At 61.8% G+C, this 21,217-nt stretch carries 21 protein-coding genes and 2 pseudogenes; 20 read left to right on the plus strand and 3 right to left on the minus strand.

Annotation, left to right across the window (positions count from 1 at the left end; all coding sequences use genetic code 11):
• Positions 1 to 109: 109 nt before the first annotated feature.
• The 9 genes from argS (at position 110) to Q7F16_RS20045 (ending at position 10,865) form a co-directional block, all read left to right on the plus strand.
• Entirely contained in the window at positions 110 to 1,846 is a 1,737-nt protein-coding gene (argS, locus tag Q7F16_RS20005) for an arginine--tRNA ligase (RefSeq protein WP_046065069.1), read from the plus strand.
• Between the two features lies 1 nt (position 1,847).
• Positions 1,848 to 2,552, plus strand: a complete 705-nt coding sequence (locus tag Q7F16_RS20010) for an SPOR domain-containing protein (RefSeq protein WP_014336156.1) — start codon at positions 1,848 to 1,850, stop codon at positions 2,550 to 2,552.
• Between the two features lie 262 nt (positions 2,553 to 2,814).
• A complete protein-coding gene (gene hslV / locus Q7F16_RS20015) occupies positions 2,815 to 3,345 on the plus strand; it encodes an ATP-dependent protease subunit HslV (protein WP_003196958.1) in 531 nt (176 codons plus the stop codon).
• A 56-nt stretch (positions 3,346 to 3,401) separates the two neighbouring features.
• A complete protein-coding gene (hslU, locus tag Q7F16_RS20020) occupies positions 3,402 to 4,739 on the plus strand; it encodes an ATP-dependent protease ATPase subunit HslU (protein WP_003196955.1) in 1,338 nt (445 codons plus the stop codon).
• A 196-nt stretch (positions 4,740 to 4,935) separates the two neighbouring features.
• The gene (locus Q7F16_RS20025; protein ID WP_018606686.1) at positions 4,936 to 5,313 is read left to right on the plus strand and encodes a gamma-butyrobetaine hydroxylase-like domain-containing protein; all 378 of its coding nucleotides are present in this window, start codon (positions 4,936 to 4,938) and stop codon (positions 5,311 to 5,313) included.
• A gap of 278 nt (positions 5,314 to 5,591) precedes the next feature.
• Entirely contained in the window at positions 5,592 to 7,271 is a 1,680-nt protein-coding gene (phaC, locus tag Q7F16_RS20030; RefSeq protein WP_014336154.1) for a class II poly(R)-hydroxyalkanoic acid synthase, read from the plus strand.
• A 260-nt stretch (positions 7,272 to 7,531) separates the two neighbouring features.
• Complete coding sequence (gene phaZ / locus Q7F16_RS20035) at positions 7,532 to 8,389, plus strand: poly(3-hydroxyalkanoate) depolymerase (RefSeq protein WP_003186648.1); 858 nt, start codon at positions 7,532 to 7,534, stop codon at positions 8,387 to 8,389.
• 112 nt (positions 8,390 to 8,501) lie between these two features.
• Positions 8,502 to 10,184: a class II poly(R)-hydroxyalkanoic acid synthase gene (gene phaC / locus Q7F16_RS20040; RefSeq protein WP_095963518.1), complete on the plus strand. Its 1,683-nt coding sequence runs from the start codon at positions 8,502 to 8,504 to the stop codon at positions 10,182 to 10,184.
• A gap of 60 nt (positions 10,185 to 10,244) precedes the next feature.
• Positions 10,245 to 10,865, plus strand: coding sequence for a TetR/AcrR family transcriptional regulator (locus tag Q7F16_RS20045; RefSeq protein WP_046064123.1), 621 nt, complete (start codon positions 10,245 to 10,247; stop codon positions 10,863 to 10,865).
• A 203-nt stretch (positions 10,866 to 11,068) separates the two neighbouring features.
• Here Q7F16_RS20045 and Q7F16_RS20050 read toward each other — a convergent pair whose 3' ends face one another.
• The 3 genes from Q7F16_RS20050 to Q7F16_RS20060 all read right to left on the minus strand — a co-directional run bounded on the left by Q7F16_RS20050 (position 11,069) and on the right by Q7F16_RS20060 (position 12,858).
• On the minus strand, positions 11,069 to 11,965 hold the full coding sequence (locus Q7F16_RS20050; RefSeq protein ID WP_409557400.1) for a phasin family protein: 897 nt from the start codon (positions 11,963 to 11,965) through the stop codon (positions 11,069 to 11,071).
• A 10-nt stretch (positions 11,966 to 11,975) separates the two neighbouring features.
• Positions 11,976 to 12,398: a phasin family protein gene (locus Q7F16_RS20055; protein ID WP_046064121.1), complete on the minus strand. Its 423-nt coding sequence runs from the start codon at positions 12,396 to 12,398 to the stop codon at positions 11,976 to 11,978.
• Between the two features lie 184 nt (positions 12,399 to 12,582).
• The gene (locus tag Q7F16_RS20060; RefSeq protein ID WP_014336150.1) at positions 12,583 to 12,858 is read right to left on the minus strand and encodes a polyhydroxyalkanoic acid system family protein; all 276 of its coding nucleotides are present in this window, start codon (positions 12,856 to 12,858) and stop codon (positions 12,583 to 12,585) included.
• 155 nt (positions 12,859 to 13,013) lie between these two features.
• Here Q7F16_RS20060 and ubiE point away from each other — a divergent pair, with 155 nt between their 5' ends.
• The 11 genes and pseudogenes from ubiE to Q7F16_RS20115 all read left to right on the plus strand — a co-directional run bounded on the left by ubiE (position 13,014) and on the right by Q7F16_RS20115 (position 21,106).
• Complete coding sequence (gene ubiE / locus Q7F16_RS20065) at positions 13,014 to 13,784, plus strand: bifunctional demethylmenaquinone methyltransferase/2-methoxy-6-polyprenyl-1,4-benzoquinol methylase UbiE (RefSeq protein WP_003196937.1); 771 nt, start codon at positions 13,014 to 13,016, stop codon at positions 13,782 to 13,784.
• Positions 13,784 to 14,408: pseudogene (locus Q7F16_RS20070) on the plus strand (ubiquinone biosynthesis accessory factor UbiJ). The gene ubiE and the pseudogene Q7F16_RS20070 overlap by 1 nt, the downstream one beginning before the upstream one ends.
• Positions 14,405 to 16,009 (plus strand): ubiquinone biosynthesis regulatory protein kinase UbiB, encoded by a 1,605-nt coding sequence (ubiB, locus tag Q7F16_RS20075; RefSeq protein ID WP_014336148.1) that lies wholly within the window; start codon positions 14,405 to 14,407, stop codon positions 16,007 to 16,009. The pseudogene Q7F16_RS20070 and the gene ubiB overlap by 4 nt, the downstream one beginning before the upstream one ends.
• 81 nt (positions 16,010 to 16,090) lie before the next feature.
• Positions 16,091 to 16,489: a phosphoribosyl-AMP cyclohydrolase gene (gene hisI, locus Q7F16_RS20080; protein WP_003196931.1), complete on the plus strand. Its 399-nt coding sequence runs from the start codon at positions 16,091 to 16,093 to the stop codon at positions 16,487 to 16,489.
• Positions 16,482 to 16,814 carry a phosphoribosyl-ATP diphosphatase gene (locus Q7F16_RS20085; protein ID WP_003186671.1) on the plus strand — a complete coding sequence of 111 codons (333 nt, stop codon included), beginning with the start codon at positions 16,482 to 16,484 and terminating at the stop codon, positions 16,812 to 16,814. The genes hisI and Q7F16_RS20085 overlap by 8 nt, the downstream gene beginning before the upstream one ends.
• Positions 16,815 to 16,838: 24 nt before the next feature.
• Entirely contained in the window at positions 16,839 to 17,126 is a 288-nt protein-coding gene (locus tag Q7F16_RS20090) for a twin-arginine translocase TatA/TatE family subunit (protein ID WP_046064117.1), read from the plus strand.
• A 10-nt stretch (positions 17,127 to 17,136) separates the two neighbouring features.
• Positions 17,137 to 17,559 (plus strand): Sec-independent protein translocase protein TatB, encoded by a 423-nt coding sequence (tatB, locus tag Q7F16_RS20095; RefSeq protein ID WP_409557399.1) that lies wholly within the window; start codon positions 17,137 to 17,139, stop codon positions 17,557 to 17,559.
• Positions 17,556 to 18,353 carry a twin-arginine translocase subunit TatC gene (tatC, locus tag Q7F16_RS20100; RefSeq protein ID WP_014336144.1) on the plus strand — a complete coding sequence of 266 codons (798 nt, stop codon included), beginning with the start codon at positions 17,556 to 17,558 and terminating at the stop codon, positions 18,351 to 18,353. The genes tatB and tatC overlap by 4 nt, the downstream gene beginning before the upstream one ends.
• Entirely contained in the window at positions 18,350 to 19,057 is a 708-nt protein-coding gene (locus tag Q7F16_RS20105; protein ID WP_057448761.1) for a 16S rRNA (uracil(1498)-N(3))-methyltransferase, read from the plus strand. The genes tatC and Q7F16_RS20105 overlap by 4 nt, the downstream gene beginning before the upstream one ends.
• A 222-nt stretch (positions 19,058 to 19,279) precedes the next feature.
• Positions 19,280 to 20,248 (plus strand): annotated as a pseudogene (locus Q7F16_RS20110) (methyl-accepting chemotaxis protein); the annotation flags it as partial.
• 144 nt (positions 20,249 to 20,392) lie between these two features.
• Positions 20,393 to 21,106, plus strand: coding sequence for a methyl-accepting chemotaxis protein (locus tag Q7F16_RS20115; protein WP_413201715.1), 714 nt, complete (start codon positions 20,393 to 20,395; stop codon positions 21,104 to 21,106).
• The last annotated feature ends 111 nt before the right edge of the window (positions 21,107 to 21,217 follow it).

The raw sequence follows: 21,217 nt of genomic DNA on the forward strand, positions 1-21,217 counted from the left end.
CCCCAACCGACCCGCTACAGTTGGCAAGCCCGTCTTCGCCACGGATAATGCCCAGTTTTTCCACCAGCGCATCGAAGCGCCGCCGCGCCTGCGGTTGAAAGAGAAGACCATGAAAGACACCATTCGCCAGCTCATCCAGCAAGCCATCGCCCAACTCGTCACTGAAGGTGTGCTGCCAGAAGGCCTGTCGCCGGCGATTCAGGTCGAAAACACCCGCGACAAGACCCACGGCGATTTCGCCAGCAACATCGCGATGATGCTCGCCAAGCCAGCTGGCATGAAGCCACGAGACCTGGCGGAGAAAATCATCAATGCGCTGCCGGCCGACGAGAACGTCAGCAAGGCGGACATTGCCGGGCCCGGGTTCATCAATTTCTTCCAGAACACCCAGGCCCTGGCTGCGCGCCTGGACGCGGCCCTGGCTGACGAACGCATTGGCGTGCGCAAGGCCGGCCCGTTGCAGCGCACTGTGGTCGACCTCTCGGCCCCCAACCTGGCCAAGGAAATGCACGTCGGCCACCTGCGCTCGACCATCATCGGCGACGGCGTGGCCCGGGTCCTGGAGTTTCTCGGCGACACGGTGATCCGCCAGAACCACGTCGGCGACTGGGGCACCCAGTTCGGCATGCTGATGGCCTACCTGCAGGAAAACCCGATCACCAGTGACGAGCTGTCGGACCTGGAGAACTTCTACCGCGCCGCCAAGCAACGCTTCGACGAGTCGCCCGAGTTCGCCGACCGCGCCCGGGGCCTGGTGGTCAAGCTGCAGGCCGGCGATGCCGAGTGCCTGGCGCTGTGGAGCAAGTTCAAGGACATCTCCCTGTCCCACTGCCAGAAAATCTACGAGCTGCTGAACGTCAAATTGACCATGGCCGACGTGATGGGCGAAAGCGCCTATAACGACGACCTGATCAACGTGGTCAACGACCTCAAGGCCAAGGGCATGCTGGTGGAAAGCAACGGCGCCCAGTGCGTGTTCCTCGACCAGTTCAAGACCGCCGATGGCGAGCCGCTGCCGGTGATCATCGTCAAGGCCGACGGTGGCTACCTCTACGCCACCACCGACCTGGCGGCCGTGCGCTACCGCAACGGCGTGCTCAAGGCCGATCGCGTGCTGTACTTCGTCGACCAGCGCCAGGCCCTGCACTTCCAGCAAGTGTTCGAAGTCGCACGCCTGGCCGGTTTCGTGACCCATCCGATGGAAATGGAACACATGGGCTTCGGCACCATGAACGGCGCCGACGGCCGCCCGTTCAAGACCCGCGATGGCGGCACGGTGAAGCTGATCGACCTGCTGACCGAAGCCCAGGACCGCGCCTACACCCTGGTCAAGGGCAAGAACCCCGAGCTGGCCGAAGACGAACTGCGCAAGATCGCCAAGGTCGTGGGCATCGACGCGGTGAAATACGCCGACCTGTCCAAGCACCGCACCAGCGACTACAGCTTCAACTTCGACCTGATGCTCAATTTCGAAGGCAACACCGCGCCGTATCTGCTGTACGCCTACACCCGCGTGGCGGGGGTGTTCCGCAAGCTCGGCAAAAGCTTCAATGAAGTGGACGGCCAGATTGTGCTCGAGGCCCCTCATGAACAGGAGCTGGCGGCGAAGCTGGCGCAGTTCGGCGAGGTACTGAATAACGTCGCCGACAAGGGCACACCGCACACCCTGTGCGCCTACCTGTACGATGTCGCCGGCCTGTTCTCCAGCTTCTACGAGAACTGCCCGATCCTCAACGCGCAAACCCCAGAGCAAATGCAGAGCCGCCTACGCCTCGCCGCGCTGACCGGGCGTACGCTCAAGCAAGGCCTGGAACTGCTGGGCCTGGAAACCCTGGAGCGCATGTAAGTTGGCCGCCAAGAAAAAACCTGCACCCAAGCGCGGCGCCAGTCGTTACCAGCCTCCAGCCAAAAAACCGATTCCGGGCTGGTTGTGGATGGCCATCGGCCTGACCGTCGGCGCGTTCATTGTGTTCCTGATGAAGCTGGAGCCGGGCCAGGGCGATGACGTCAAGCGCGTCCGACAAGAACAGCAGAAAGCCACGCGGATCGCCGAGGCGAACAAGACCCCGCCGAGCCCGACGCAACCGGTGAAGCCGAAGTACGACTTCTACACCTTGCTGCCGGAATCGGAAGTCATCGTGCCGCCCGAGGCCGTGCCGGAGAAAACCCTGCCGACGCCGCAAGTGCCTCAGGTGCCCACCACGCCGGTGACCCCGGCCGAAGCGGCGAAAATCGACACCGCTCGCGCCCAGGCGGCCTTGGCCGGCATCACGCCGCCACCGGCCCCACCGGTGCAGAAAGCCGCGCCGGTGACGAAGTTCTTCCTCCAGGCCGGTTCGTTCCGCAAGGAAGCCGACGCCGACAAGGTCCGGGCGCAGATCATTCTGCTGGGCCAGTCCGTGTCGGTGGAGTCCGGCACCGTGAAGGACGAAACCTGGTACCGGGTACTGGTCGGGCCGTTCAGCAACCGCGAAGAACTGACCAAGGCCCAGAAGCAACTGGCTGGCAGCGGTTTCAGCAACCTGTTGTTACAACAACGCCAGAGCCGCTGATCTCCGCATCCCTGCGGTAGTGAGTGGTGGCGACGGTCTTTTGTGGCGAGGGAGCTTGCTCCCGCTGGGCTGCGTAGCAGCCCAAAAGCTTGGGACCGCTGCGCGCTCCAGCGGGAGCAAGCTCCCTCGCCACAGAAAAGCTCTCTGTCAAAACAGCCAGACACCACTCGTCCCCTCCCCCACCCCGCAGTTGAAAAACCCCGCGCCACCCCCATATGAGTTCCATCCGGGCATTTTCGCCCCGCTGCGTGGAGACTCTCCCTTGACCACCATCGTTTCAGTCCGCCGTCATGGCAAAGTCGTCATGGGCGGCGACGGCCAGGTTTCACTGGGCAACACCGTGATGAAAGGCAACGCGAAGAAAGTCCGCCGCCTGTATCACGGCGAAGTCATCGCCGGTTTCGCCGGGGCCACTGCCGACGCCTTCACCTTGTTCGAACGTTTCGAAGGCCAGCTTGAGAAACACCAGGGCCACCTGGTCCGTGCCGCCGTGGAACTGGCCAAGGAATGGCGTACCGACCGCTCCCTGAGCCGCCTCGAAGCCATGCTCGCGGTCGCCAACAAGGACGCCTCGCTGATCATCACTGGCAACGGCGACGTCGTTGAGCCCGAAGACGGCCTGATCGCCATGGGTTCCGGCGGAGCCTACGCCCAGGCTGCGGCCAGCGCCCTGCTGAAAAAAACCGACCTGTCGGCCCGTGAGATCGTCGAGACTGCCTTGGGCATTGCCGGCGACATCTGTGTCTTCACCAACCACACCCAGACCATTGAGGAGCAGGACCTCGCGGAATAAGCCTGTCCAGGCGACCCACGCCACGGCCCATTCTTGCTTGAGGACCACCCATTATTATGTCCATGACTCCCCGCGAAATCGTCCACGAACTCAACCGCCATATCATCGGCCAGGACGATGCCAAGCGCGCCGTCGCCATCGCCCTGCGTAACCGCTGGCGCCGGATGCAACTGCCCGAAGAACTGCGCGTCGAAGTGACCCCCAAGAACATCCTGATGATCGGCCCGACCGGTGTTGGTAAAACCGAAATCGCCCGTCGCCTGGCCAAACTCGCCAACGCGCCGTTCATCAAGGTCGAAGCCACCAAGTTCACCGAAGTCGGTTATGTCGGTCGCGATGTCGAGTCGATCATCCGTGACCTGGCCGATGCCGCCATCAAGCTGCTGCGCGAACAGGAAATCACCAAGGTCCGCCACCGCGCCGAAGACGCCGCCGAAGAGCGCATCCTTGACGCCCTGCTGCCACCAGCGCGCATGGGCTTCAACGCCGACGCCGCCGCGACCCAGGACTCCAACACCCGCCAGCTGTTCCGCAAGCGCCTGCGCGAAGGCCAGCTGGACGACAAGGAAATCGAGATCGAAGTGGCCGAAATGGCCGGCGTCGATATTTCCGCGCCGCCCGGCATGGAAGAGATGACCAACCAGTTGCAGAGCCTGTTCGCCAACATGGGCAAGGGCAAGAAGAAAAACCGCAAGCTCAAGGTCAAGGAAGCCCTGAAACTGGTGCGCGATGAGGAAGCCGGCCGCCTGGTCAACGAAGAAGAGTTGAAGGCCAAGGCGCTGGAGGCGGTCGAGCAGCATGGCATTGTGTTCATCGACGAAATCGACAAGGTCGCCAAGCGCGGCAATGTCGGCGGTGCCGATGTGTCCCGCGAAGGTGTACAACGCGACCTGCTGCCGCTGATCGAGGGCTGCACGGTCAACACCAAGCTGGGCATGGTCAAGACCGACCACATCCTGTTCATCGCTTCCGGCGCGTTCCACCTGAGCAAGCCGAGCGACCTGGTGCCGGAGCTGCAGGGTCGCCTGCCGATCCGTGTCGAACTCAAGGCGCTGACGCCGGAAGACTTCGAACGCATCCTCAGCGAGCCCCACGCGTCCCTGACCGAACAGTATTGCGCGCTGCTCAAGACCGAAGGCCTGAACATCGAGTTCACGCCAGAAGGCATCAAGCGCCTGGCCCAGATCGCCTGGCAGGTCAACGAGAAGACCGAGAACATCGGTGCCCGTCGCCTGCACACGCTGCTCGAACGCCTGCTCGAGGAAGTCTCGTTCAGCGCTGGTGATCTGGCGAGCGCCCACAACGAAGCGCCGATCCTCATCGACGCCGAGTACGTCAACAGCCACCTGGGTGAGCTGGCGCAGAACGAAGACCTGTCGCGGTATATCCTGTAAGCCACACCCAGTGTGAGCGAGCTTCTGTGGCGAGGGAGCTTGCTCCCGCTGGGCCGCGAAGCGGCCCCAAAAACCCGAGGCCGCCGCTTATCAGGCGGATGGTCGCTAGTCTTTTTGGGAGGGCTTCGCCCTCCAGCGGGAGCAAGCTCCCTCGCCACATATTGTTCACGCAAGGCTTCAAGAGACTGACGATCCCATGACCAAACTCCCCACCGCCATCAACCTGCACAAAGCCTCCAGGACCCTGACGCTCAAATACGCGCCGGACGAGGAGTATCACCTGCCCGCCGAGTTCCTGCGGGTACACTCGCCTTCCGCCGAGGTCCAGGGCCACGGCAAACCTATCCTGCAATACGGCAAGCTCAACGTTGCCCTGACCAAGGTCGAACCGGCCGGCCAGTACGCACTGAAACTGACCTTCGACGACGGCCACGACAGCGGACTGTTCACGTGGGACTATCTCTATCAGTTGGCGGTGCGTCAGGAAGACTTGTGGAACGATTATCTTGGCGAACTAAAGGCTGCCGGGAAAACCCGCGATCCGAACGAGTCCGTCGTCAAGCTGATGCTCTAACTCAAGGGCTGGCGCTTTAGGGCGAATTTTCTAGACTCATCTGCTTGAATGCCCGCGCGGCAACGTCAATGACTGGCCTGCTTGCGAAAAAAATTAAACTCGGGTAACCAATGGAGCTGGCAAGTTACCTGCAAAGGAACCGACGAGTTCCTGGCATACGTTTCCTCATTGGACCTCGATGCGGAATTAATGGTCACCCGAGCAGCGTATCTGGTATCGGCTGTGTGGCTTCATGGCACGATCCGGGTACTCGTCTGAAGGACAATGGAGCGTCGTAGATGAGCAACAAGAACAACGATGACCTGAAGTATCAAGCCTCGGAAAATACCCTGGGGTTGAATCCCGTCGTCGGCTTGCGCAGAAAAGATCTGCTGGCCTCTGCCCGCATGGTGCTGACCCAGGCCATCAAGCAACCGCTGCACAGCGTCAAGCACGTCGCCCATTTCGGCGTCGAACTCAAGAATGTCCTGTTCGGCAAATCCGAACTGCAACCGGCCGGCGACGACCGTCGCTTCGCCGACCCGGCGTGGAGCCAGAACCCGCTCTACAAGCGCTACCTGCAAACCTACCTGGCGTGGCGCAAGGAACTGCACGCCTGGATCGACGACAGCAACCTCTCGCCCGCGGACATCAGCCGCGGGCATTTCGTGATCAACCTGATGACCGAAGCCATGGCCCCGACCAACTCGGCGGCCAACCCGGCGGCGGTCAAGCGCTTCTTCGAAACCGGCGGCAAGAGCCTGCTGGACGGCCTGTCCCACCTGGCCAAGGATCTGGTGCACAACGGCGGGATGCCGAGCCAGGTCAACATGGGTGCGTTCGAGGTCGGCAAGAGCCTGGGCGTGACCGAAGGCGCCGTGGTGTTTCGCAACGACGTGCTGGAGCTGATCCACTACCGGCCCATCACCGAGCAGGTCCACGAGCGACCGCTGCTGGTGGTGCCGCCACAGATCAACAAGTTCTACGTATTCGACCTGAGCCCGGACAAGAGCCTGGCGCGCTTCTGCCTGCGCAGCAACGTGCAAACCTTCGTCATCAGTTGGCGCAACCCCACCAAGGAGCAGCGCGAGTGGGGCCTGTCGACTTACATCGAAGCGCTCAAGGAGGCGGTGGACGTGGTCACGGCCATCACCGGCAGCAAGGACATAAACATGCTAGGGGCCTGCTCGGGCGGCATCACCTGCACCGCGCTGCTGGGCCATTACGCCGCCCTCGGCGAGAAAAAGGTCAATGCCCTGACCTTGCTGGTGAGTGTGCTCGACACCACCCTGGACACCGACGTGGCACTGTTCGTCGACGAACAGACCCTGGAGGCGGCCAAGCGTCACTCCTACCAGGCCGGTGTACTCGAAGGCCGCGACATGGCCAAGGTGTTCGCCTGGATGCGCCCCAACGACCTGATCTGGAACTACTGGGTCAACAACTACCTGTTGGGCAACGAGCCGCCCGTGTTCGACATCCTGTTCTGGAACAACGACACCACACGGCTGCCGGCGGCGTTCCACGGCGACCTCATCGAAATGTTCAAGAACAATCCACTGATCCGTCCCAATGCACTGGAAGTGTGCGGCACACCCATCGACCTCAAGCAGGTCACCGCCGACATCTACTCTCTGGCCGGCACCAACGACCACATCACGCCGTGGAAGTCCTGCTACAAGTCGGCGCAGTTGTTTGGCGGCAAGGTGGAGTTCGTGCTGTCGAGCAGCGGCCATATCCAGAGCATCCTCAATCCGCCAGGCAACCCCAAGTCGCGCTACATGACCAGCGAGGAGATGCCGGCCAAGGCCGAGGACTGGCAGGAAAACTCCACCAAGCACACCGATTCCTGGTGGCTGCACTGGCAGGCCTGGCAGGCCGAGCGCTCGGGCAAACTGAAGAAAGCCCCGACCGTGCTGGGCAACAAGGCCTACCCGGCCGGTGAAGCGGCGCCCGGCACTTATGTGCATGAGCGGTAATGGATGCAACTCGTCTGCTGCGGGAGTGGGCTTGCTCACGAATACATCCCGCCAGCCGACACTGAATGCAAGGCCCACAGCGCTGGCGAACATAAAACTCATGTTCACAGCAGATCCCATGTGGGAGCGAGCTTGCTCGCGATGACGGCGGCACATTCAACACCTGTATGTGCTGACACATCGCAATCGCGAGCAAGCTCGCTCCCACAGGGGATAGGGGAAAAATGAAAGACAGCGACCCAACCCACAGGGCTTGAAGCATGCCGCAACCGTACATCTTCCGTACCGTCGATCTGGATGGCCAGACCTTGCGCACCGCGGTACGTCCCGGCAAGCCTCACTTGACGCCCCTGCTGATTTTCAACGGCATTGGCGCCAACCTCGAGCTGGTGTTCCCGTTCATCCAGGCCCTGGACCCGGACCTGGAAGTCATCGCTTTTGACGTGCCCGGCGTTGGCGGTTCATCGACGCCCAACCGGCCGTATCGCTTTCCTGGCCTGGCCAAACTCACCGCGCGGATGCTCGATTACCTGGACTATGGGCAGGTCAACGTGATCGGCGTGTCATGGGGGGGCGCCCTGGCCCAGCAGTTCGCCTACGACTACCCCGAGCGCTGCAAGAAGCTGGTGCTGGCGGCCACGGCGGCTGGGGCGGTGATGGTGCCGGGCAAACCGAAGGTGCTGTGGATGATGGCCAGCCCCCGGCGCTACGTTCAACCGTCCCACGTGATGCGTATCGCCCCACTGATCTACGGCGGTTCGTTCCGTCGCGACCCGAGCCTGGCGGCCAGCCATGCGGCCAAGGTTCGTTCGGCGGGCAAGCTCGGTTATTACTGGCAACTGTTCGCCGGCCTGGGCTGGACCAGCATCCACTGGCTGCACAAGATCCACCAGCCGACCCTGGTGCTGGCCGGCGACGACGATCCGCTGATCCCGCTGATCAACATGCGAATGCTGGCCTGGCGCATTCCCAACGCCCAATTGCACATCATCGATGACGGCCATCTGTTCCTGATCACCCGGGCCGAGGCAGTGGCACCGATCATCATGAAATTCCTCGAGGAAGAACGTCAGCGTGCCGTGATGCATCCGCATCCCTCGCCGCTGGGCGGCGGCTGAAACCGCCCATTAGCGCCTGGCAGGACGCCGGACCGCGCAGCGACCCGAAACAGCGACTATGTTGTCTGGTTCGGTGTGTTTGTTTTTAGCCTGATGACGAAGGAGTTGACTCATGCGCGACAAACCGGCGAAGGGTTCCATACCCGCCCCTGCCAACTTCATCAACGCACAAAGTGCGGTCACCGGCCTGCGTGGCAGGGACTTGCTGTCGACCTTGCGCAGCGTCGCCGCACACGGCTTGCGCAACCCGGTGCACAGTGCCCGGCACGCGTTGAAACTGGGCGGCCAACTGGGCCGCGTGCTGCTGGGCGAGACCCTGCACCCCACCAACCCCAACGACCCGCGTTTTGCCGACCCCACCTGGCAGCTCAATCCGTTCTACCGCCGCAGCCTGCAGGCTTACCTGAGCTGGCAGAAGCAGGTCACGAGCTGGATCGACGACAGCACCATGAGCCAGGATGACCGCGCCCGAGCCCACTTCGCCTTCGCCCTGCTCAACGACGCCGTATCACCGTCCAATACCTTACTCAACCCGCTGGCGGTCAAGGAACTGTTCAACTCCGGCGGCAGCAGCCTGGTCCGAGGCCTCAGCCATCTGGTGGACGACCTGCTGCACAACGACGGGTTGCCGCGACAAACCACGCCCCATGCCTTTGAAGTCGGCAAGACCCTGGCGACCACCCCTGGCGCGGTGGTGTTTCGCAACGAATTGCTCGAGCTGATCCAGTACCGGTCCATGAGCGAAAAGCAATACGCCAAGCCGTTGCTGATCGTGCCGCCGCAGATCAACAAGTTCTATATTTTCGACCTGAGTCCTTCCAACAGCTTCGTCCAGTACGCCCTGAAAAACGGTTTGCAGGTCTTCATCATCAGTTGGCGCAACCCTGACGTACGCCACCGCGAATGGGGCCTGTCCAGCTACGTCGAGGCCGTGGAAGAGGCCATGAACGTCTGCCGGGCGATCACTGGCGCCCGCGAGGTCAACCTGATGGGCGCCTGCGCCGGGGGCCTGACCATCGCGGCCCTGCAAGGCCACCTGCAAGCCAAGCGCCAGTTGCGCCGGGTCGCCAGTGCCACTTACCTGGTGAGCCTGCTGGACAGCCAGATCGACAGCCAGGCCACGCTGTTCATCGACGAGCAGACTCTCGAAGCCGCCAAGCGTCGTTCCTACCAGAAAGGCATCCTCGATGGCCGCGACCTGGCCCGGGTGTTTGCCTGGATGCGCCCCAACGATCTGATCTGGACCTACTTCATCAACAACTACCTGCTGGGCAAGGAGCCACCGGCCTTCGACATCCTCTACTGGAACAACGACTGCACCCGGCTGCCGGCGGCTTACCACGGCGACCTACTGGATTTCTTCAAACACAACCCACTGACCCATCCCGGCGGCCTGGAAGTGTGCGGCACGCCCATCGACCTGCAGAAAGTGACGGTGGACAGCTTCAGCGTGGGCGGCATCAACGACCACATCACGCCCTGGGACGCGGTGTATCGCTCGACGTTGCTGCTCGGTGGCGAAAAACGCTTCGTGCTTTCCAACAGCGGCCATGTCCAGAGCATCCTCAACCCGCCGGGCAACCCCAAGGCCAACTTCATCGAAAGCGCGAAACTGAGCAGCGACCCACGGGCCTGGTACTACGACGCCAAGCACGTCGAAGGCAGTTGGTGGACCCAATGGCTGGGCTGGATCCAGGAACGTTCCGGCGCCCAACACGAAACCCAGATGACCTTGGGCAACGCGAACTACCCGCCCCTGGACGCCGCTCCCGGGACCTATGTTCGCGTGCGCTGAAGGTCTCACCCCACGGCCAGGCGATTGGCCGTGGCATGACTTGATCATTAAGAAGACCGGATGAAAACCCGCGACCGTATCCTTGAATGTGCCCTGCAATTGTTCAACGAAAAGGGCGAACCGAACGTCTCCACCATGGAAGTTGCCAACGAAATGGGCATCAGCCCGGGCAACCTCTATTACCACTTTCATGGCAAGGAGCCGCTGATCCTCGGGTTGTTCGAGCGGTTCCAGGGCGAACTGGCACCGCTGCTGGACCCTCCGGCGGACGTGCAGTTGGCGCCGGAAGATTACTGGCTGTTCCTGCACTTGATCGTCGAGCGCCTGGCTCAGTACCGGTTTCTGTTCCAGGACCTGTCGAACCTGGCCGGACGCCTGCCGAAGCTGGCCAAGGGCATCCGCCAGTTGCTCAATGCCCTGAAGCGCACCCTTGCCTCACTGCTGGCGCAACTCAAGGCCCAGGAATTACTGGTCAGCGATACCCAGGCCCTGGGGCAGTTGGTGGAGCAGATCACCATGACCTTGCTGTTCTCCCTGGACTACCAGCGAATCCTCGACCGCGAAGGCGAGGTTCGGTTGGTGGTCTACCAGATCATGATGCTGGTGGCCCCGCACCTGCCGCCCGCGACCAAAGTGGCGACTGAGCAACTGGCGTTGCGCTACCTGGAAGAACACGACTAACCACCGGCAGTGGCAGATCCATTGTGGGAGCTTTGTGGGAGCAAAGCTTGCTCGCGATCCAGGCGCTGCGGTCCTCAAGAGACCGCGGCGTTTTCATCGCGGGCAAGCCTTGCTCCCACAAAGCTCGCTCCCACAGGTTGACCTGCGTACAAACAAAAACGCCCGACCTTTACAGGCCGGGCGTTTTTGCATGTCCCGCAGAATCAGGACTGGGTGGTAGGCGTCGATGGAGCCGGCGCTGGAGTTGGCGTGGCGACCGGGGTTGGAGCGGCGGCGGAGTTCACCGGGCTCGTCGGGGTTGCCGGTTTGGCGGCCGCGGTCGGCGCCTTCGGTGCAGCGGCTTTCGGCGCGGCCGGTTTTTTCACGGCCGGTTTTTTCGCCGCAGCAGGTTTGGCCGCCGCTTTTGCCGCAGGCTTGGCGGCGGGTTTCGCTGCCGGTTTGGCCGCCGCCGTTTTAGCCGCGGGTTTGGCCGCAGGCTTGGCTGCCGCTTTGGTCGCAGGTTTGGCCGCTACCGGTTTGGCCGCCGCCTTGGCAGCAGGTTTGGCCGCAGCAGTTTTAGCCGCGGGCTTGGCCGCTGCTTTCGCCGCAGGTTTGGCGGCGGGTTTTGCCGCAGCCTTGACCAGTGGCTTGGCCGCCGTTTTAGCGGCCGGCTTGGCCGCTGCAGTCTTGGCCGCCACGGGTGCGACTTTGGCGCCGGTGAGTTTTTCGATCTGCTTGGTCAAGGTGTCGACCTTGCTGTGCAGCGCCTTGACTTCATTACGGCTCGGCACACCCAGACGCGAGATCGCACTGTTCAGGCGCTTGTCGAAAGCCCCTTCCAGTTCGTCCCATTTGCCCAGTGCACGATCCTTCACGCCGCCGATTCGCGACTTGGCGGACTCGGCAGAGTCCTTGGCTGCATCGACTTGTTTGCCGACTGCCGTCTTGGTGAGTTTTTCGGCCTTTTCGCCGTCCTTAACCAGGGACTCGAAGAGCTTGCTGCCGTCAGTGTCGATCTTCGAGTACACGCCTAAACCAGCAAGCCAGATTTTGCGGGAATACTTTTCAATCTTCCCGGCCCACGAGCTGCCCTCTTTTTCTGTGATTTTTTTGCCAGCCATCCCGTTCTCCTTAATGTTTACGCGCGACACGTTCGAGCAATGCTGTCAGCTCATCGAGCTTAGCAGAGAGTGTCTCAACGTCATGTTTAGACGGAATGCCGATACGATTCAAGGCACTTGCAACACGGGCATCGAATACCTTCTCGACTTTATCGAGTTGTACTTCAACCCGGGCCTTGAAAGTATTGACCTCGCTCTTGGCTTCAATCAACTCGCTGTTGGCCGCTTCAAGTTTTCCGGCAATTTTCTTTTTGCCTTTGGTTTCAATAACTTCGCCAGCCTTTACCAACTCCTGGAAGTACTCGCTGCCTTCCTGGCCGACCTTCGTGTAGGCGCCCAGGCCCGCCAGCCAGATCTTGCGCGCGTACGTTTTCACGTCGCTGAGCGTGGAAGATTCAACGTCGGTTTTTTTCTTCAAAATAACTTTGGCCATGGTGCACCTCACTCGAAAAAAGGTTTGAGGAACTGCCCGCACAGGGACGGGCTCAGGCACAAAGTAGTGACAATAATTAGAAAGGGCACCCTAACAACTGACACAAAACTGAGGGCGATGACTTCCCCTGTGGGTGGATGGGTGGTGAACTTGAGTCATGCATTCCACCCACCCTTTCGGTCGATCAGGCCAACGCCTTATCCAGTGCTTTTTCGATTTCGCTCTTGATCGTGCCGCTCATGGCCGACATCAACATGCCCAGCTCCACGTCGACGCGGATCGAGTCGTCGCCCACATGCACTTCGCCCTTGACCCCGGAACGCTTGAGTTTCAGGGTGTCGCCCACCCACTGCGGCTCCAGGCCATAGCTGTCGGACAACTTCTGCGCCAACTTGTCGGCTTTCTCGCGCGCCGCTTCCTTGCCCAGGCCATGGGCTCGCTCAACAGTTATACGGGCCATCGGGTGACTCCTGTTTTATCGGGACTTGCCTGAACGTTTCAGACCCTGGCTGCGTCAAAACGTCCCGGCGGTAGCCCATCTTACCTTCAGCCTTGCCAAGACAAAGCCCTCTACCGGGATTAGAATGTCCCGCATTCTTTTTTGGTGACCGCGATATGACTGATCAGCGCAAAGGCAGCGATGCCGAACCCACCACTCACTTCGGCTTCAAGAACGTGCCGGAAAGCCAGAAAGCGGAAAAAGTCGCTGAGGTTTTCCACTCCGTAGCCGCCAAGTATGACTTGATGAACGACCTGCTCTCGGGCGGCATGCACCGCCTGTGGAAGCGTTTCGCGATCGAGCTGTCGGGCGTGCGCAGCGGCAATCGCGTGCTGGACATCGCCGGTGGCACGGGTGACCTGACGAAGAAGTTTTCCCACATTGTCGGGCCGACCGGCCAGGTGGTCCTGGCCGACATCAATGAATCCATGCTCAAGGTCGGTCGCGACCGCCTGCTGGACCTGGGTGTGGCCGGCAATGTCGAGTTCGTCCAGGCCGACGCTGAAAAGCTGCCGTTCCCCGACAACCATTTCGACTGCGTGACCATCGCCTTCGGCCTGCGCAACGTCACCCACAAGGAAGATGCCCTGCGCTCGATGCTGCGCGTGCTCAAGCCCGGCGGCCGCCTGCTGGTGCTGGAGTTCTCCAAGCCGACCAACGCGCTGATGTCCAAGGCCTATGACGCCTACTCGTTCGCCTTCATGCCGCTGATGGGCAAGCTGATCACCAACGACTCGGAAAGCTATCGCTACCTGGCCGAATCGATCCGCATGCACCCGAACCAGGAAACCCTGAAGTCGATGATGGTCGAGGCCGGTTTCGACCGCGTGACCTACCACAACATGACCGCAGGCATCGTTGCCCTGCATCGCGGCATCAAACCCTGATGCTTCTCACCGGCCTGCTCGCCAGCGTCGAACTGGGCCTCAACCGGGTGCTGCGCCTGGACAGCACGGCGCTCGCGCGCCTGGCGCACTTGAGCGGTAGCGTGATCGCCGTCGACTGCCGCAACCCGACGTTGCGGTTGTTCATCCTGCCCAGCGACGAAGGCCTGCTGCTCGCCGCGCACTGGGAGGCCGCAGCGGATTGCACGCTGCGCGCCCCGGCGTCGAGCCTGCTGAACCTGGCCCTGGGCAAGGACAAGACCGCGGTGCTGCACAGCCCCGACGTGGAGCTCGACGGCGACAGCGGCGTACTGCTGGAGCTGGCGGCAACTCTCCAGGACCTGGAGCTGGACTGGGAATACGAAGTGTCCCGCTGGATCGGTCCGGTGGCGACCCAATTGCTCAGCGGCCATTTGCGCAGCCGCAGCCGCTGGTATCGCCAGGGCTTCGCCAGCCTGGGACAGAATCTGAGTGAATACCTGGCCGAAGAATCGCGTACCCTCGTAGGCCAACGCGAAGCACAAGCCCGTTTTAATGAACTGGACCAGGTCAAACTTGACCTGGAACGTCTCGAGGCGCGTTTCGAGCGCCTTTCCCGATCCCTTGAAACCAAGCGATAACGCATGAAGCTGCTTGCCGTCCGCCGTTTGTTGCGCATCCAGCGCGTCGTGATCCGCTACCGCCTCGATGACCTGCTGTTCGCCCTGCCGCTGCCCTGGTTTCTCCTGGCCCTGCGCTTCGTGCTGCCGTGGCGCTGGTTTCCCCGGCGAACGCTGGACCTGAGTCGCGGCGCGCGCTTGCGCCTGGCCTTGCAGGACCTGGGGCCAATCTTCATCAAGTTCGGGCAGATCCTTTCGACCCGGCGCGACCTGTTGCCCGAAGACATCGCCGATGAACTGATGCGCCTGCAAGACCGCGTGCCGCCGTTCGATTCCAAGGTGTCGGTGGCGCTGATCGAGGAACAACTGGGCAAGAAGATCAGCGAAGTCTTCAGCCGTTTCGACGTCGAGCCCCTGGCCTCGGCCTCCGTGGCCCAGGTTCACGCCGCCCAGCTCAAGAGCGGCGAAGAAGTGGTGGTCAAGGTCATTCGCCCAGGCCTCAAGCCGATCATTGCCCAAGACCTGGCGTGGCTGTTCATTCTCGCTCGCGCCGCCGAACGGTTGTCGGCCGATGCCCGCCTGCTGCACCCGGTGGACGTGGTCCAGGACTACGAAAAAACCATCTACGACGAACTCGACCTGCTGCGCGAGGCGGCCAACGCCAGCCAACTGCGTCGCAACTTCGAAGGCTCGCCGCTGCTGTATGTGCCGCAAGTCTATTGGGACTGGTGCCGGCCGAAAGTACTGGTGATGGAGCGTATCTACGGCATCCAGGTCACCGACCTTGCGACCCTGGCCGACCAGCGCACCGACATGAAGATGCTCGCCGAACGCGGCGTGGAAATCTTTTTCACCCAGGTGTTTCGCGACAGTTTTTTCCACGCCGACATGCACCCAGGCAACATCTTCGTCAGCACGGTGCAGCCGTGGAGCCCGCAATACATTGCCATCGACTGCGGCATCGTCGGTAGCCTGACCCCCGAAGACCAGGACTATCTGGCGCGCAACCTGTTCGCCTTCTTCAAGCGTGACTACCGTCGCGTCGCCCAGTTGCACATCGATTCGGGCTGGGTGCCGGCCGAGACCAAGCTCAACGAATTCGAAGCGGCGATCCGTACCGTGTGCGAACCGATCTTCGAAAAACCGTTAAAAGATATTTCCTTCGGCCAGGTGCTGATGCGCCTGTTCCAGACCGCGCGACGCTTCAACATGGAAGTCCAGCCACAGTTGGTGCTGTTGCAGAAAACCCTGTTGAACATCGAAGGTCTCGGCCGCCAGTTGTACCCGGACCTGGACCTGTGGAACACCGCCCAACCGTTCCTCGAACGCTGGATGCGCGAGCGCGTCAGCCCCAAAACCTTGCTGGGCAACGTGCAAAGCCAGTTCGAGCAGCTCCCGCACCTGGCCAACATGACCCGCGACCTGCTCGAACGCATGTCCCAACCCCACGCACACGACCCGGCGCCGCCGTGGCACCGACGCAAGGATGACTGGTTCCTGCGGCTGCTTGGCGCGGCTCACCTGGGAGGTGGCGCAATGCTGGCGGCTGGTGGACCGTTGAGCGAATTGGGCCATTGGCCCGCCGGAATCATGGTGATCGTTGGTTTGTATCTGGTCGTTCGCCGATAGCCAGCACCGGTTCGCGCTGGCACACTGTTTCAACGCTGGGCCCGCCGACGTCAGGTGCGCGGCCCATGGTCGGAGTCAAAGATGAAAAACTGGCAGGACGAGATCAAATGGGACGCTGACGGCCTGGTGCCGGCCATCGCCCAGGACCACAAGACCGGGCGCGTATTGATGATGGCCTGGATGAACCGCGAAGCGCTGGCCTTGACCGCCGCCGAGAACCGCGCCATCTATTGGTCACGTTCCCGTGGCAAGCTGTGGCGCAAAGGTGAAGAGTCCGGGCATGTGCAGCACCTGCATGAGATGCGCCTGGACTGCGACGGCGACGTCATCATCCTGATGGTCGAGCAAGTCGGTGAGATTGCCTGCCACACCGGCCGTCAAAGCTGCTTCTATCGCGTCTTCGAGAACGGCGACTGGAAAACCGTCGACCCGGTGCTCAAGGACCCGCATGCCATTTATTCAGGACATACCCATGAGTGACACCCTGACCCGCCTGGCCCAGGTGCTGGAAGAGCGCAAGGGCGCCGCGGCCGACAGTTCCTATGTCGCCAGCCTGTACCACAAGGGCTTGAACAAGATTCTGGAGAAAGTCGGCGAAGAGTCGGTCGAGACCATCATCGCCGCCAAGGACGCCGCCATCAGTGGCGATTGCAGCGACGTGATCTACGAGACCGCCGACCTGTGGTTCCACAGCCTGGTCATGCTGGCCCAACTGGGGCAGCATCCGCAGGCCGTACTGGATGAACTGGACCGTCGCTTCGGTCTGTCCGGGCATGTCGAGAAAGCCTCGCGCCCGTCCGCCTGATCAACTTTTGAGAGGAATAGCCACATGGGTATTTTTGACTGGAAACACTGGGTCGTCATCCTGGTCGTCGTGGTGCTGGTGTTCGGTACCAAGAAACTGAAAAACCTCGGCACCGATGTCGGCGAGTCGATCAAGGGTTTTCGCAAGGCCATGAACGATGATGAGAAACCAGCCGATCCGACGACAACCCAGGCTCAGCCCGCACAACCGACCCAACCGGTACACCCGCAGGCCACTCAACCTGTGAATGCGCCGAATACCATCGACGTGCAGGCCCAGAAAGTCGAAGAGCCAATCCGCAAAGACTCGTGAGCACTGACTAATGTTTGGGATCAGCTTCACTGAACTGCTGCTCGTCGGCCTCGTCGCCCTGCTGGTACTGGGTCCCGAGCGTCTGCCGGGTGCTGCGCGCACCGCCGGTCTCTGGATCGGCCGTCTGAAGCGCAGCTTCAATGCGATCAAACAGGAAGTTGAACGTGAAATCGGTGCCGACGACATCCGTCGGCAACTTCACAACGAACATATTCTGTCCCTGGAGCAGGAAGCGCGGAAAATCTTCACGCCGACCCAACAGGAGCCGACGTCGGTCCAGCCCGTGGCCGAACAGGCGATTGCGCCCCAGGCACCCGCGGATGGCGTGGGGTCGGCGGCTGAACCGACGCCAGTGACACCGACGGTAGCGGACGCAGCGCCCGCTGCTGTCCCTGCGCCTAACGACCCTACTTTGCCGCCGCGAGCCCCATGAGCGATATCCCTGAAAACGACCAGCCGATGCCGCTGGTATCGCACCTCACCGAGTTGCGCACCCGCCTGCTGCGTTGCGTCGCGGCGGTTTTCATCATTTTCGCCGGACTGTTTTCCTTCACCCAGCAGATCTACACCTTCGTCTCCACGCCGCTGCGCCAGTACCTGCCGGTAGGGGCGACAATGATTGCCACCGACGTGTCGTCGCCGTTCCTGACGCCACTGAAGCTGACGATGATGGTCTCGCTGTTCCTGGCGATCCCGGTGATCCTGCACCAGATCTGGGGCTTCATTGCACCGGGCCTGTACAAGCATGAAAAACGCATCGCCGTGCCGCTGCTGGTGTCCAGCATCCTGCTGTTCTACACCGGCATGGCCTTCGCCTATTACCTGGTGTTCCCGCTGATCTTCAAGTTCTTCGCCGCCGCCACCCCGGCGGGCGTGGAAATGATGACCGACATCAGCAGCTACCTGGATTTCGTCATGACGCTGTTCTTCGCCTTCGGCGTGGCGTTCGAAATCCCGGTGGCGGTGGTGCTGCTGGTGTGGATCGGCGTGGTTGACGTTGCCTACCTGAAGAAGATCCGCCCCTACGTGATCATCGGCTGCTTCGTGGTTGGCATGATCCTGACCCCGCCGGACATCTTCTCCCAGACCCTGCTGGCTGTGCCGATGTGGCTGCTGTTCGAGATCGGCATCCTGTTCGGTGGCCTGGTGCGCAAGCGCCGGGAAGAAGAACCCGAGGAACAACCGGTCGATGACCACAACGACCAGCCGCCAGCGACCCAAGCGTGAACCTGCTGCTGCTCGAAGAGGCCGACTTCATCGGGCCTGACCGCGTGATCCTGAGCGATCGCCGGTTGACCCACATGCAGGAAGTCCATCGCAGCGCCGTCGGTGACAGCCTGCGGGTCGGGCGTATCGGTGGGTTGATGGGTACGGCCCAGGTGCTGCGCCTGGAAGCCCGCGAAGCCGAACTGCAAGTGACCCTCGACCAGCCAGCGCCGGCCAAGTTGCCGCTGACCCTGGTACTGGCCCTGCCGCGTCCGAAAATGCTCCGGCGGGTGTTCCAGACCGTCGCCACCATGGGCGTGCCGCGTGTGGTGCTGGTCAACAGCTATCGCGTGGAAAAGAGCTTTTGGCAGACACCGTTCCTCGAGCCCGAGGCCATCCGTGAGCAACTGATCCTGGGCCTGGAACAAGCCCGGGACAGCGTGCTGCCAGAAATCATCATCGAAAAACGCTTCAAGCCCTTCGTCGAGGACCGCCTGCCGGCCATCGTGAACGGCACCCTCGGACTGGTCGGCCACCCTGGCAACCACCCGCCCTGCCCGCGAGCGCTAACAGAACCGGTGACCTTGGCCATCGGGCCCGAAGGCGGTTGGATTCCCTACGAGATCGACCTGCTGGGCAAGGCCGGCCTGCAACCGGTACAACTGGGTGAGCGGATCCTGCGGGTCGAGACCGCGGTTACAGCGCTGCTCGCACGACTGTTCTGATCCTCTGCGGCCTGATGCTCCCCTCGCCACAAGTCAGCGAGCTCAATATCTTCCGCTCATTTCTACAGATCCCTCCCTGAAGGCCGATATAGCACGGATAAAACAAAATAAGCGCTGCGAGGGAGTATCGGCATGTTCCAGTGGTTTGCCCAGAGTCTGGGAAATGTAAGCGTCAATCGCAAACTCGGCGCAGGCTTCGGCCTTGTGCTGTTCCTGACCTTGATGATCGCGTTTACCGGCTGGACCGGCCTGGGCAACGTGATCAGCCGTGGCGACAAGCTGGGGTTCATTTCCGAACTCAGCGGGTTGACCAAGGACTTGCGCCTGGCGCGCATGGACTACTACAACTCTCGTGGTGAAAACGGTCCGCAGGAGGTCAACGATCTGACTGGCAAGCTCGACGCGGGGCTCAAGACCGCTCGCGAGCTGATTGAGCAGCCGGACGATGTTGCATTGATCGACCAGCAGTTGGCCGCCGTCGCCGAATACAAAAGCGCCTTCGCCGAGATGATCCTCGCCACCGCCAGCCGTGAAGACGCCCGCAGCAAACTCGGCGCCAGCGCCGACAACGCCGTGGCCCGCGTCACCGAAGTGGAAAAAGCGCTGCTGCAAGGCGGCGATGTCACCCAGTTCAACAGCGTGGTGAGCCTGAGCAAGGCGATCCAACAGGCGCGCTATCAGGTTCGCGGCTACACCTACAGTGGCAAAAGCGAGGCCCAACAACCGGCCATCGATGCAATTACCGATGTCCTGAAACTGCTTGCACGTTTGCCGGCCCAGTTGCCTGAAGAACACGCCGACAGGCTCCAGCAGGCCAGCGACTCGATGAACGTCTATCGAGCAGCGGTTAGTCAGTTCCGCGATTCCCAGCTTGATACCGCCGCAGCACTCAAGCGCATGGCCGAGCAAGGCGAAGTGTTGCTCGAAGCCAGCCAAAAGTTGACCATCTCCCAGACCGGCGTGCGTGACCGTGATGCGGCCCAGGCCAAGACCTTCCTGATCGTGGCCGCAACCCTGGCCCTCTTGTTCGGCATCATCTCAGCCGTGGCGATCACTCGGCAGATCGTCGGCCCCTTGAGCCAGACCCTCAAGATCGCCGAGGGCGTGGCCGCCGGTGACCTGACCCACGACCTCAACTCCGAGCGCCGCGACGAGCTGGGCCAGCTGCAGCGGGCCATGCAGCGCATGACCGTGGGCCTGCGCCAATTGATCGGCGGCATCAGCCAAGGCGTCACACAGATTGCCAGCGCCGCCGACCAGCTCTCGGCCGTTACCGAGCAGACCAGCGCCGGCGTCAACAGCCAGAAAGTGGAAACCGACCAGGTCGCTACCGCGATGCACGAAATGACCGCCACCGTGCAGGAAGTGGCACGTAATGCCGAGGAAGCCTCCGAAGCCGCCCTCGCCGCCGACCAGCAGGCACGCGAAGGTGAAAAAGTGGTTGGCGAAGCCATCGCCCAGATCGAACGCCTGGCCCTCGAAGTGGGCAACTCCACCGCGGCGATGGGCGACTTGAAGCGTGAAAGCGACAAGATCGGCAGCGTGCTCGACGTGATCAAGTCCGTCGCCCAGCAAACCAACCTGCTGGCCCTCAACGCCGCCATCGAAGCGGCCCGTGCAGGGGAAGCCGGACGTGGCTTTGCGGTCGTGGCCGATGAGGTTCGCAGCCTGGCGCAGCGCACCCAGAAGTCCACCGAAGAAATCGAAGAGCTGATCGTCGGCCTGCAATCGGGTACCCAGCAGGTCGCGACCATCATGGACAACAGTCGCAACCTGACCGACAACAGCGTCGAGCTGACCCGCCGCGCCGGTGGTTCACTGGAAAACATCACTCGCACGGTCTCGGCGATCCAGTCGATGAACCAACAGATCGCCGCAGCCGCCGAGCAACAAAGCGCCGTGGCCGAGGAAATCAACCGCAGCGTGCTGAACGTACGCGACGTGTCCGAACAAACCGCCGCCTCCAGTGAAGAAACCGCCGCCTCGAGCGCCGAACTGGCGCGGCTGGGCGTTCATTTGCAGACGTTGGTGGGGCGCTTCAAGGTCTGACACCCTGGCGAGGGAGCTTGCTCCTTCGCCACGGGAATACACCCGCCTATTTCCTACAGATCGCTACAACATGGTCGATACTCTTCTCATAAAGCCTATAAAAGGTTCGAG

This window comes from Pseudomonas sp. Lb2C2 (assembly GCF_052112205.1).
Classification (GTDB): domain Bacteria; phylum Pseudomonadota; class Gammaproteobacteria; order Pseudomonadales; family Pseudomonadaceae; genus Aquipseudomonas; species Aquipseudomonas kilonensis.

Excerpts from the sequence above, each read along its gene's own strand:
- ubiB (WP_014336148.1), top strand. The coding sequence starts at position 14,405 with ATGAAGCTGCTTGCCGTCCGCCGTTTGTTGCGCATCCAGCGCGTCGTG.
- Q7F16_RS20060 (WP_014336150.1), bottom strand. The coding sequence starts at position 12,858 with ATGGCCCGTATAACTGTTGAGCGAGCCCATGGCCTGGGCAAGGAAGCG.
- Q7F16_RS20025 (WP_018606686.1), top strand. The coding sequence starts at position 4,936 with ATGACCAAACTCCCCACCGCCATCAACCTGCACAAAGCCTCCAGGACC.
- phaC (WP_095963518.1), top strand. The coding sequence starts at position 8,502 with ATGCGCGACAAACCGGCGAAGGGTTCCATACCCGCCCCTGCCAACTTC.
- Q7F16_RS20085 (WP_003186671.1), top strand. The coding sequence starts at position 16,482 with ATGAGTGACACCCTGACCCGCCTGGCCCAGGTGCTGGAAGAGCGCAAG.
- Q7F16_RS20050 (WP_409557400.1), bottom strand. The coding sequence starts at position 11,965 with ATGGCTGGCAAAAAAATCACAGAAAAAGAGGGCAGCTCGTGGGCCGGG.
- tatB (WP_409557399.1), top strand. The coding sequence starts at position 17,137 with ATGTTTGGGATCAGCTTCACTGAACTGCTGCTCGTCGGCCTCGTCGCC.
- phaZ (WP_003186648.1), top strand. The coding sequence starts at position 7,532 with ATGCCGCAACCGTACATCTTCCGTACCGTCGATCTGGATGGCCAGACC.
- Q7F16_RS20055 (WP_046064121.1), bottom strand. The coding sequence starts at position 12,398 with ATGGCCAAAGTTATTTTGAAGAAAAAAACCGACGTTGAATCTTCCACG.
- phaC (WP_014336154.1), top strand. The coding sequence starts at position 5,592 with ATGAGCAACAAGAACAACGATGACCTGAAGTATCAAGCCTCGGAAAAT.
- Q7F16_RS20115 (WP_413201715.1), top strand. The coding sequence starts at position 20,393 with ATGCACGAAATGACCGCCACCGTGCAGGAAGTGGCACGTAATGCCGAG.
- hisI (WP_003196931.1), top strand. The coding sequence starts at position 16,091 with ATGAAAAACTGGCAGGACGAGATCAAATGGGACGCTGACGGCCTGGTG.
- hslU (WP_003196955.1), top strand. The coding sequence starts at position 3,402 with ATGTCCATGACTCCCCGCGAAATCGTCCACGAACTCAACCGCCATATC.
- tatC (WP_014336144.1), top strand. The coding sequence starts at position 17,556 with ATGAGCGATATCCCTGAAAACGACCAGCCGATGCCGCTGGTATCGCAC.
- argS (WP_046065069.1), top strand. The coding sequence starts at position 110 with ATGAAAGACACCATTCGCCAGCTCATCCAGCAAGCCATCGCCCAACTC.
- Q7F16_RS20045 (WP_046064123.1), top strand. The coding sequence starts at position 10,245 with ATGAAAACCCGCGACCGTATCCTTGAATGTGCCCTGCAATTGTTCAAC.
- ubiE (WP_003196937.1), top strand. The coding sequence starts at position 13,014 with ATGACTGATCAGCGCAAAGGCAGCGATGCCGAACCCACCACTCACTTC.
- Q7F16_RS20090 (WP_046064117.1), top strand. The coding sequence starts at position 16,839 with ATGGGTATTTTTGACTGGAAACACTGGGTCGTCATCCTGGTCGTCGTG.